The following is an 11,432-nucleotide window of genomic DNA, read 5'->3' as shown; positions in this document are numbered from 1 at the left end:
AATTGCAGGTGTAACATATGATGCTGAAAAAATTATGTAATACATATCTACAAAAGCTGTTTATATACTGTAATTTTGGTTTCTCAAGTCATGAAAAAAGTATTTAAATCAATATGAAGGTGATATAATTAAACGCTTCAATTTTTAACGATGAAGGTAGCTCTTAGCGCCCGATTAAATAGACATAGCAAATTCTGCATTTGGCGCCTGAGTTTATTTGAAACTACTGATTGCACAATAAAAATATTTACTGTTTAATGTGCCAGCACAAGTTTAATTTGAATGTTAATGCTTAGACTAGTTGTTTTAATCTCTTTTGCTTGCTTATTCCTTCCTCCTTTATATTAATGTTTGCTGCTTCCAATCAATTACTATGGTCCATGATTGGCTTACTCCTAACAATGGGTAGCACCTTCCTAGAAGCTTATGGCATTACCTTACCTTGGAATTGGAGTAAGCACGGTATTCAAACTTTTTCTTTAGGTGTCAGTTATCAAATTGGTGCGGTGCTTCTAGTAGGTTGTTTAGGAGGCAAAAATGCTGGCGCGCTCTCGCAAATCGCTTATTTAGTTATGGGTTTAACATTGCTACCAGTTTTTTCTGAAGGTGGCGGTATTGGTTATGTAAAGTTATCACACTTTGGTTATTTGCTGGGCTTTATTCCTGGAGCTTGGATTTGTGGCTTGTTAGCATTTAAAGCCAGACCAAGAGTAGAAAGTCTCGCATTTAGTTGTCTTTGTGGCTTGTTATCTGTCCACATCTGCGGTATTGCTTATTTGACTATCAGCTATTTTTTTCAGTGGAAAGGCACAGAAGATTTGACATTAATGCAAGCAATTCTGAAATATTCTTGGTCAGTACTACCAGGACAATTTACTGTAGTTTGTGCCGTTACTGTAATAGCATATGTATTAAGACATTTAATGTTTTACTAGTTATGCAGGGGCTAGAGAGCGAAAATCAAAAACTATTCTTCTCATCCCTACACTCTAGTCCTTAGTTCTTAGTCTCTAGTTCCTAATTTCATGCGTTTAAAAAATCACCTCTTCTGGCTCGCTGCTTTTATAGCTTTTTTCATTGACCAACTGACAAAATACTGGGTGGTGCAAACCTTTAAATTGGGACAAACACTACCACTTTTACAAGATGTTTTTCACATTACTTATGTTACCAACACTGGCGCAGCTTTTAGTCTTTTAACTGGAAAAGTGGAGTGGTTGCGTTGGCTATCTTTGGGAGTGAGTTTGGTCTTGATCGGACTAGCACTATTTAGTCCATTATTAAACTTGTGGGATCAGCTTGGCTACGGCTTGATTTTGGGTGGAGCAATGGGTAATGGAATTGATCGGTTTATTTTAGGTTACGTCGTTGATTTTCTTGATTTTCGGCTAATTAACTTTGCTGTATTTAATATGGCAGATTCATTTATAAGTATAGGTATTGTTTGTTTGCTAATTGCGTCTTTGCAAAAAACACCAACTTCAAGTCACAGATCGCGGTAATTCTCGATATTCAAATGTTGATTTATCTAATACTTTAGTTGAGGTTGAAGGAAAAAGAAGAGTAGAGAGTTATTTCTCGTATCTCATCTGCGGAAAAACTGCGATCGCACTACTACGCAAGATGAAAAAATACTACGGTAATTTGATTGTTAAACATCAACAAAACTCTTTAATGCTATTAAGCCTGGAGGTTTTTACCCCCAGGCTTATATTAGCTGAAATCTTTACTTAAAGATATTTAACCAGAACTTGAGATATTGGTTTTTGGAACTTTGCATTGCACAGTATGTAATTTTATTAACTGGTGCAAGATGTCAGATGAACTGACTATCTATGGTTGGCAAATTAATCTCAGAATTCGGTCTCAGCTTTTAGTTACCAGTAGAGGGAGCTTTTGGTAAGCCAGTACCTGGAACTTGAGTTGGAGAACTAGCACCTGGTTCGGTAGTGCTACCTGGGTTGCTAGAATCAGGTACGGTTGTGCTACCTGGCGCTAAAGTCCCAGGAGTACCAGAATCAGGGGTAGTAGTGCTGCCTGGTATTGGAGTTATTTTGTTAGTAGAGCCAGAATCAGGGGTGGTAGTGCTTCTTGGGACTGGAGTTAAACTACCAGGAGTACCAGACTCAGGTGTAGTAGTGCTGCCTGGTGCTGGAGCTGGAGTTATTTTGTTAGTAGAGCCAGAATCAGGTTTGGTAGTGCTTCCTGGTGCTGGAGTTGTATCTGGGGTAGATCCAGGTGTGGTGGTGCTTCCTGGTGTTGGATTTGTATCAGAAGGTGTAGGTCCAGGTGTGGTAGTAGTGTCTGGTGCTGGAGTTAATGTCCCAGATGGACGAGACTCAGGGCTGCTAGGGCTTCCTGGTGTTGTATTATCAGGAGTAGGACTAGTTGTACCGCTACTAGGCGCACCAGTGTTGACTGCGGTGCCACCTGGACAGCGTGAATTCAGCGGAAAATTCTCACACAGAACTTTCATGCCTTCTGGTGACATTTTAATTTCCGTTGGTGAACTAGTGGATGAACTATTAGACTGGGCAATGGAGGATTTACTAGACTGGGCTGCAGCAACATTAGCACTTAGCGCCAAAGTTAGGGCTGTACCAATCAGGCTCAGAGTTTTTCCCTTCATTCTGAATTAACCTCAACGGAACACTCCGCCCATTAAATCAAACAAAATTATTTATAAAATCTGTCTAAATGGGGATGTATATTTTTGCTGCAACATATGTGGATATGTTAAAGCGGTAAAATTTACATCCTTGATTTTGCGCTCGCTAGTTCTGACAAATACAAAAGCAAATTTACTGACTTGGATATTTATTCCTGTTAATAGTATATATAATAGGCATTCTAGAAGCGAAATCCAACTAGTAGCTTAGGTAAATAAGTGCTCAGGATGAATAACGTAAATATGCTGAATAGCTATTTTTTAGATGTAAAATCTATTCAAAAAAAATCAGTACAGCCAATTTCTGCTTAGGCTTATGAGTAAAATGGTGTAAGACTACCATTAAAATTGTAATTCTTCTAATTTTTCGTTAATAGGCGTGATGTAAATAGCCGATGAGTTCCCCGCAACCCCCTCAAAAGCCCCAAACGATACTTGGTCAACTGACACAAGCAGTACATACAATTCAAGCTAGGGTGGATTTTTCTAAACTAGCGCTCAAGCCTAATGCCAAAGTACCGGAACTCTGGGTGCAGGATGCGGGGGCAGATAAAGCAGAGGTGTATCCGTTGTTAGGCGATCGCTATATCCTAGGTCGCAGTTCTAAATCCAGCGATATAGTGATCCGCAACCCAGTAGTCAGTCAAATTCATCTTTCGCTATCGCGAGATTCTACGCAACGCACCCCCGTTTTCATCATTAAAGACGAAAACTCGACTAATGGTATTTACCGTGGCAAGCGCAGGATTGGTTCTTTGGAATTACGTCATGGTGATATCCTGACCTTGGGTCCACCCGAACTCGCCGCTTCAGTGCGCCTACAATATGTCGATCCACCAGCTTGGTATGTGAAAGCAGCCACTTGGACAGCTTATGGTGTTGGTGGGGTCAGCGCTTTATTCGCTTTGGTAATTGGTGTGGAATGGCTGAAGTTCTCGGTAAGACCTTTACCCACAACCACCCGCGCCCCAGTAATTGTTTACGCCCGTGATGGTGCTACTCCCCTGCGTGAACCAAGAACTACATCGCACGTAGACATGAAGCGATTAGAGGATTTTGGTCCTTATTTAGCAAAAGCTGTAATCGCTTCGGAGGATAGTCGTTATTACTGGCACTTTGGAGTTGACCCCTTGGGGATTTTGCGTGCTGTGTTGATTAATAGCCGCACTGGTGATGTGCAGCAAGGCGCTAGTACTGTTACTCAACAAGTTGCCCGCAGTTTATTCCGCGATTATGTAGGCAGACAAGATTCCCTAGGACGAAAATTACGGGAAGCAGTGGTTGCTCTCAAGCTAGAAACGTTTTATAGCAAAGACGATATTTTGCTGACTTATTTAAATCGCGTGTTTTTGGGTGCGGATACTTCTGGCTTTGAAGATGCGGCTCGATACTACTTTGATAAGTCGGCTAAAGAATTAACTTTGGCAGAAGCTGCAACTTTGGTAGGTATTTTGCCTGGGCCTAACGCCTTCGATTTTTGTGGCGATGGTCAAAATAAACTCCAAGCAGCTGAATACCGCAATCGCGTGATTAAGCGAATGGTAGAAATGGGGCAAATCAAAGCGGAGGATGCCAACCGTGCTAGACGTTCCACCGTCCAAGTTAGTCCTAAAGTTTGCGAACAGCAAGCCAAAACCATCAGTCCTTATTTTTACAGCTATGTCTTCCAAGAACTCGAATCAATTTTGGGCGAGGGAGCGGCAAAAGAGGGCAATTATATTATCGAAACCCAGCTAGATCCCGCAATTCAGGCTCAAGCAGAAGCAGCCTTACGCAATTCGGTAAATAACGCTGGGTCAAGTTTTGGCTTTTCTCAAGGTGCGCTCGTTACCTTGGATTCGAGCACTGGCGGTATCCTGGCTATGGTAGGCGGCACAGATTATAAAAAAACTCAATTCAATCGCGCAGTTCAAGCCAAAAGACAACCAGGTTCCACCTTTAAAATTTTTGCGTACACCGCTGCTATTCAGCAAGGAATTTCACCTTCTAAGAGTTATTCCTGTGCGCCTTTAACTTGGCAAGGCTTTACTTACAAACCCTGTCGTGCTGGTGCTGACACTAGTTTGGATATAGCTACTGGGCTGGCGCTTTCGGAAAATCCGATCGCTCTGCGGGTAGCGAGAGAAATTGGACTGGATAAAGTAGTAGCAATGGCCCAACGTTTGGGGATAAAATCTGCACTCGATCCGGTTCCTGGCTTAGTACTCGGTCAAAGCGTGGTTAATGTTTTGGAAATGACTGGTGCTTTTGGTGCAATTGGCAATCGTGGGGTATGGAATCCTCCCCATGCAATTAGTAGGATTTTAGATAGTAGTGATTGCCGCGATCACAAAGATTTAAAAACCTGCCGCGTGATTTACTCTTTCGATCAAGATCCTGATGGCAATAAGCGAGTGCTATCCAATGATGTAGCCGATGAGATGACTAGCTTAATGCGGGGGGTAGTAACCAGGGGTACAGGTCGCAGTGCTGCCATTGGATTAGGGGAAGCTGGTAAAACAGGTACAACGAATAACAACGTTGATTTGTGGTTTATCGGTTTTATTCCCAGTAGACGCTTGGTTACTGGGATTTGGTTAGGAAATGACAATAACTCCCCCACATCTGGTAGTAGTGCGCAAGCAGCTCAGTTATGGGGAAATTATATGGGGCGAATTGTTAAGTAAATAGTCAATTGTCATTTGTCAGTTGTCATTGGTCAACAGTCCAGTGTCCAGTGTCAAAGGTCATTTGTTATTTCTTTCCCTGCTCCCCCTTGTCTCCCTGTTCCCTGTTCCCTTTTATTGATATCCACGCCAGGGAGCTATTTCTAATTTGCCACTAGGCTGAAATATTATTTGGAAGTGTGCCAGAGGTTCTTTGGTGTTGGGAGCAACCAAATTTGAGCCGTAAGCTGCTTGTAATAACTGGGGAAGAGGAGTTTCTCTAGCATAGTCATAGGCAACTTGGTTGAGTGGTTCATAGTCGGCGATCGTACCATCTTTATTAACCGCCACCCGATACTTCAAATTTCTTTCAAAGTTGGGTGTACCAGCCCAGTTTTGGCGAACTGTATTATAAAGCTTCTGGCTTAAATCCTTGACTGCTTTAGGGTCAGTAATTTTAGCCCCAACAACTTCAGGTGTCTTAGCGTATCCTCGCCAAGGGCTAACTTCCAGCACACCTGATTTAGTCAGGACAACTTTAAATTGGGCAATTGGTTCGTTGCTAATAGAGCTACGATTGGCAGGATTATAAAGTAAGTTAGGTAGAGGCGTTTTTTGTATGTCCTCATTTGCCTTTTTATTCACCGCCTTATAGCCAACAATCGCACCATCCGCAGCTGCACCTACGCGATAAACTAAATCCTCTTTTAATTCTGAGCGATTAGTCCAAGCTGGATTAATTTGGTTATAAAGTTGACGATTCAATGCACGTAATTTAGACGCATCAGTAATTTCTGGAACAGTATTTAAAAGTGCTTCTAAATCTTTAACTGCGGGGGTTGCTGTCGGCGAGGGAGTGTTTGTAGGAGTTACAGCAGCCGTAGCTGTAGGCGTTGTTGTTGGGTTAGCTGTAGGAGCGATCGCTGATGCAGGATCTGTAGACTCAACAGCTGCTGGAGTAGCGCTAGGTGTCGCACTAGGTGTTGTAGAGTTAGTTTGATCTTGTGACTTTGGCTCTGGTGGACGTACTTGGGGAGATGGAATCAAGCTTAAAGCAAGTGCTGCTACCGCTAAACTTGAAACTCCAATACTAGCAGGTACTGCCTGCTTGAGCACAGCTTGACTGGCAATACTACTGCGTCTAGTAACGGGTTGTAATTCCAGGGATAACTCTGGTAAAGTTTGGGTGTCAGCAAAAAACTGATCCACCGCTTCTACTAAGTCAAATAGCTGTACAGTATTCAAATCTATTTGAACAGGCTCTTTAGTATGGTTAGGGTTAGCATCAAAACCTTCAGGTTCGCCCTCCGAATGCACAATCAATCTGTGGCGATCAATATCTAATTTCTGTAACTCTACTAATTCTGAATCTCGAATATGTGCTTGAGGATTTGGTACATTACTCAAAAATTCTTGAGCATAAGCACTAACCGCCCTCACCAAGCTTTCAAAAAATTCCCGTCCTCCCACTAAGGGCTGGTTATAACTAGATAAATAGCATTCTGCATTTACCAATATTGATAGTTCCGGACGCAATTCCTGAAAGTGTGCTGCCCTGCTGGCATCACTTAAACCTTCTAAGAGCAAAGTACAATTAGGTAAGCTATATTTACGTTGAATATTCATTCTACTTCCCCATCGAAAAGACTGATCCAGAACCGCTGCATTCCAGCTGTGCCAGTACAGAAGAGTAGTTGTCCCAATAAATTTATAGCCAGTTCATCTAATTTTTCATCAGAACTTAATGCCAGTACTCCAGAACGCCGGGAACTCATCCTACTCTTAAAATGCGTTCTAAATCGCTCTAGATAATTAGATAACCGTAAATTTTGTTCCAGTGGGATTTGCTTTTCATTCATTTGTTGATAAATCATTAGCAACTGACGAATGACAACTGTCAAACGCCGCGCTATGTAACAAGCAATAACCACCAAAGCTTTCGCTTCCATGATTGTTAAGGGACGGCGCATATGTGCTCTTCGTAGTGGGTTAGAACTACGCATTCGCCATAAATTCACTCGATCTTTAATAATTCCTTTTAGATCTAATTCTTCAGCAAAAGCTAGGATGGCTTCCGAACCACCCAGTTCTAAAGCTTCAATTGCCAGTAAAATTAGATCGATTTGTACCCGAGTTCTGCGGGGACATCCTTGTCCCTCTGTCGCCGGATCGGGTAAGGTATCCAGAATCATAGGCAATGAGGGCGGGGGAGGACTGTTGAAAGGTGTTAAACTTGCGGAGACATTCATTCTATAGATACCTTGTGCGGTTCCAACAGACTAGGTAAAACTAATTTAAGATAAATAGCGATACAAAAACATTAGGCTTGTAGCAGTAGTAGTACTGCCTGATATATACATTACTTCTTCTACTCAAAGGTTTCCGTATACTGAAATCTAAGTTCTTAACACATAAGTGTATCAACCTCATTTGGTAGTGCAATTCCATCCTTAGCTTGAGTTAGATTCAAGTTATCGTCAATGGATGGCGAAACTTGAGCTTAGATCCCCAGCGTATGACATTATAGTGTACGATTTGTCAGGTATCTGGAATTGGTGATTAGAGACTGGCGATCGCGAAAAAGGATGTTCTAAATCACCAATGCTCAATGCCTAATCTCTTATTCCCAATAATCAATCCCTAATACCAATTTTTATGGATTTGAAGTCGCTAATTCGTGATATCCCAGATTTTCCCAAACCTGGAATTTTATTTCGAGATATCACTACGCTACTGCGCGATCCTCAAGGGCTGCGCTATACTATTGACTTTTTCGCCCAACAATGTATAGACAGGGAAATGAACCCAGATTACATTGTGGGAATGGAGTCACGGGGCTTTATTTTTGGTTCTCCTTTGGCTTATAAATTAGGATCTGGTTTCATTCCCGCACGCAAAAAAGGCAAGTTACCAGCAGCAGTGCACTCAATCGAATATGAATTGGAGTACGGTACAGACTCCTTAGAAGTGCATCAAGATGCGTTACACCCAGGTAGCCGAGTTTTAATTGTGGACGATTTAATTGCCACAGGCGGAACGGCGAGTGCAACTGCGAAGTTAGTGCAGAAAATTGGCTGCGAATTAGTGGGCTTTGGGTTTATTATCGAGCTACGGGATTTACAAGGACGTAAACATCTGCCAGATGTGCCGATTATCTCCCTAATTGAATATTAGTCAAGAGTCCAAAAGTCCCACTTACAGACCCATGACTCTTGATCCTTGATTCTTGACCCTTGACTAACTGCATATGACATCTACAAGAATTTCTATGGAGACAGGTCGGGACTGGCTAATTAGGCTGGTCACGAGTGAGACTTTTATTTATGTAATGAAAAGGTTACTACAGGCACTGTTGACTTTATTTTTAGCGTCAGCATTGTCATTTTTCATTATTCAACTGGCTCCAGGGGATTATGTAGATACATTGCGGCAAAACCCAAAGATCTCTCCAGAAAGAATTGAGGAAATAAAGCGGCAGTTTGGTTTGGATAAGTCTTGGCCAGAGCAATTTGGCTTATGGCTGTGGCGAATCTTTACAAAAGGAGATTTTGGTACTAGTTTTGTTTACCAACGCTCTGTGGCTTCGCTGTTGGGGGAACGCATATCAGCGACTTTGCTGTTAGCGATCGCTTCTTTAATTATTACCTGGGCGATCGCTATTCCTTTAGGGATTATCGCCGCCGTTAAGCAAAATAAGTTAATTGACCGCATCTTGCAGGTAATTAGTTACACCGGACAAGGATTTCCCAGTTTCATAACTGCCCTATTTCTGCTGATTTTAGCTCAAGTTACCTCACCTCTGTTCCCAGTAGGTGGGATGACTAGCATCAATAACTCAGAACTGTCCTGGTTTGGCAAACTCCTCGATCTTGGTTGGCACATGATTTTACCAACGATCGCGCTTTCGATTACCAGTTTTGCTGGCTTGCAACGCATTATGCGTGGCGAATTATTAGATGTTCTGCGTCAAGATTATATCCAAACGGCTCGTGCTAAAGGATTGCCAGAAAACCGTGTGATTTATGTTCATGCTCTGCGCAATGCTATTAACCCTTTAATTACCTTATTGGGTTTTGAGTTAGCTGGTTTATTAAACGGTGCATTCATTGCCGAACAGTTCTTTAACTGGCCTGGTTTAGGCAGGTTAACTTTACAGGCTTTACAAGCTCAAGATTTGTACTTACTAATGGCAAGCTTAGTGATGGGTGCAGTACTCTTGATTCTTGGTAATTTAGCAGCTGACTTGATGCTGAAGGCTGCCGATCCACGCATTCGCTTGGAAAATTTGAATTAGCTCAGTTGCATTTATTCGCCTCTCCTCATCCTCCATTTCCTTATCTGTTCGCCATGCTGTCCGAAGTATATTATCTGCTGCGCTCAAGATCTGATGGTCGTTATCTCACAGCTCGTCCCAACGCTGAAGCATTGGGTTATCTGTTGTTGTTTAAGGAAAACTTTGATGCTTTGAGCTATCTCAACACCCACGCCGCAGAGGTGGCAAACCGCTTTGCTGTAGAATCTATTCCTGGTACACAGGTGAGTAGTTTACTCAAACGCTGGGGTTTTAACGGTGTGGGTATTGTTACTGACCCTTTATTACCTAAGGTTGAGTTTTTGCAGCATGGTTAATATTCGGTGTTAGAAAAGACTTCAGAGCAAATCTTGTCTTGAGGTGACAGGGTATGGATGAAGTTGTCAAAAAAGTCGCTGCATTGGGTTTACCAGGTGTAATTTTGGTAATCACAATGGCTGCTACAGGCTTTACGGGTGCTGCTGCTATCACCGCAGCTTTGGCTTTTTTGGGTGGCCCGGCGGGGATGCTGGGTGGAATTGCTGTGTTGGGACTGACAGGTTTGATTACCGATGCTTTGGCGAAAGTCAGTTTGGAAGATTTGCTGACAGGAGTTTATTGCCAACGCCGACAAACTGAACCACATGGCAAACTTTTAGATGAGATTGATTCTTTGTCGCTGTTTGACGGCGATATGAAAGACAGACTTAAGACGACTGTAACTGATGGGTGCGGTTGTGCAACGGTAGTTAGTGATAATACAACAGATGATGCTAGAGATGCGATCGCCATCCTAGAAAATGTCCCCGGTATAACTCGCGCACACCACAGAGATTTTAAGAGTTCCAACCCGATAATGAGGCTGAGAGATGGAAGCGTGGTGAGAACTTGGAAAAACCAGTTAGGAGTTGACCATGTTTTTATTAGCGATCGCAATGACAGAATGATTTACGGTGGCTTTGTTGGCTGGATTCACAGCGAAGCTTTAAACCAAGCACTCATTCGCATCAGGCGAGATTTTACTTAGCACCACTCTTCACAATCACCTGAGAAGAGAATAAATTATTAGGCTAATAGCTAAATTCGTCTAAAGACAACTGGTAAAGTTTTTAGTCCACTTGAGTGGACTTAGGCTATTAGCCTTGGAATTCATTCCAAGGCGGACGATGGTGTTAATTGAGAATCTTGCAACGTTTAAGAGCCAACATCCAAAGTAAAGTAGAAACTCTTATCAACAATTCTGTTGCTGCCATCATATTTGATGATAGGAATCATCGCTTGATGTTGCCCTGGCTCAAGTTTCCAGGTTTTTTGGAAGTTACCAATTTTGTGACAAACACCTGTATGAATCGGGAAGTCACTAAGAGTTAGCAGAACATCTTTATAACTCTCAACTCCATTTTTGAAGAGCAGAGCTTTTGCTTCTAATTTATTAAGGCTGACTTCAGATGGTATGCAATAGCTGAGATCCAAAATTTTTAAAGTATCTCCAGCTTTCAGAGGAATCCGTTGATGATTAATTACTTGCAGAGGTTCGTCGCTATTAATTTGCACAGTGAGATTAGCAACACAAATTTTAGATGCAAGATTTGGGTTGCATTGTGATGTAGGAGGCTTAATTTCTGGCTTATTATGAGGGTTTACAGTAATCCAGGCAGCACCTACAACACCTGCGAAGCCTATCAGGGCGACTACCACGGGCACGATTACTTTATCCATTGATAATCTCATATTAATTTTCCTCCTCCAACTTACTTTTTAAGCAAAACTCAATATCTTTAACATCAAAATCATAAAATTTTGCTTCGATAATGTCCCAGAAAGAGCT

11 protein-coding genes are annotated in these 11,432 nt (G+C 42.1%); 7 read left to right on the top strand and 4 right to left on the bottom strand.

Features of this window, described 5'->3' with window-relative positions:
- Positions 1-347 precede the first annotated feature (347 nt).
- Positions 348-935, top strand: coding sequence for a biotin transporter BioY (locus BV375_RS31330; RefSeq protein WP_086767799.1), 588 nt, complete (start codon positions 348-350; stop codon positions 933-935).
- A gap of 90 nt (positions 936-1,025) precedes the next feature.
- The gene (gene lspA, locus BV375_RS31325; RefSeq protein ID WP_086767797.1) at positions 1,026-1,502 is read left to right on the top strand and encodes a signal peptidase II; all 477 of its coding nucleotides are present in this window, start codon (positions 1,026-1,028) and stop codon (positions 1,500-1,502) included.
- Positions 1,503-1,873: 371 nt separating this feature from the next.
- On the opposite strand, the gene BV375_RS31320 is transcribed toward lspA, so the two are convergent.
- Positions 1,874-2,629 carry a hypothetical protein gene (locus BV375_RS31320; protein ID WP_086767794.1) on the bottom strand — a complete coding sequence of 252 codons (756 nt, stop codon included), beginning with the start codon at positions 2,627-2,629 and terminating at the stop codon, positions 1,874-1,876.
- Positions 2,630-3,063: 434 nt separating this feature from the next.
- Here BV375_RS31320 and BV375_RS31315 point away from each other — a divergent pair, with 434 nt between their 5' ends.
- Positions 3,064-5,334, top strand: a complete 2,271-nt coding sequence (locus BV375_RS31315; protein ID WP_086767793.1) for a transglycosylase domain-containing protein — start codon at positions 3,064-3,066, stop codon at positions 5,332-5,334.
- Between the two features lie 114 nt (positions 5,335-5,448).
- On the opposite strand, the gene BV375_RS31310 is transcribed toward BV375_RS31315, so the two are convergent.
- Together BV375_RS31310 and BV375_RS31305 are read right to left on the bottom strand one after the other, a co-directional pair.
- Entirely contained in the window at positions 5,449-6,939 is a 1,491-nt protein-coding gene (locus BV375_RS31310; protein ID WP_086767791.1) for a DUF4335 domain-containing protein, read from the bottom strand.
- A complete protein-coding gene (locus BV375_RS31305; RefSeq protein WP_086767789.1) occupies positions 6,936-7,562 on the bottom strand; it encodes a DUF3038 domain-containing protein in 627 nt (208 codons plus the stop codon). Before BV375_RS31305 ends, BV375_RS31310 begins: the two co-directional genes overlap by 4 nt.
- A gap of 406 nt (positions 7,563-7,968) precedes the next feature.
- On the opposite strand from BV375_RS31305, the gene BV375_RS31300 reads away from it, so the two are divergent.
- The 4 genes from BV375_RS31300 (at position 7,969) to BV375_RS31285 (ending at position 10,631) form a co-directional block, all read left to right on the top strand.
- A complete protein-coding gene (locus BV375_RS31300; protein ID WP_086767787.1) occupies positions 7,969-8,487 on the top strand; it encodes an adenine phosphoribosyltransferase in 519 nt (172 codons plus the stop codon).
- A 73-nt stretch (positions 8,488-8,560) separates the two neighbouring features.
- Positions 8,561-9,607 carry an ABC transporter permease gene (locus tag BV375_RS31295; protein ID WP_086767785.1) on the top strand — a complete coding sequence of 349 codons (1,047 nt, stop codon included), beginning with the start codon at positions 8,561-8,563 and terminating at the stop codon, positions 9,605-9,607.
- A gap of 53 nt (positions 9,608-9,660) precedes the next feature.
- On the top strand, positions 9,661-9,942 hold the full coding sequence (locus BV375_RS31290; RefSeq protein WP_086767783.1) for a hypothetical protein: 282 nt from the start codon (positions 9,661-9,663) through the stop codon (positions 9,940-9,942).
- A 53-nt stretch (positions 9,943-9,995) separates the two neighbouring features.
- The gene (locus BV375_RS31285) at positions 9,996-10,631 is read left to right on the top strand and encodes a hypothetical protein (protein WP_086767781.1); all 636 of its coding nucleotides are present in this window, start codon (positions 9,996-9,998) and stop codon (positions 10,629-10,631) included.
- A gap of 167 nt (positions 10,632-10,798) precedes the next feature.
- On the opposite strand, the gene BV375_RS31280 is transcribed toward BV375_RS31285, so the two are convergent.
- Positions 10,799-11,335 carry a hypothetical protein gene (locus BV375_RS31280; RefSeq protein ID WP_143842269.1) on the bottom strand — a complete coding sequence of 179 codons (537 nt, stop codon included), beginning with the start codon at positions 11,333-11,335 and terminating at the stop codon, positions 10,799-10,801.
- Positions 11,336-11,432 lie beyond the last annotated feature (97 nt).

This window comes from Nostoc sp. 106C (assembly GCF_002154725.1).
Taxonomy (GTDB): Bacteria; Cyanobacteriota; Cyanobacteriia; order Cyanobacteriales; family Nostocaceae; genus Aulosira.
Note: the sequence above shows the minus strand (reverse complement) of the source record. Positions and strands in the feature narration are given on the sequence as shown.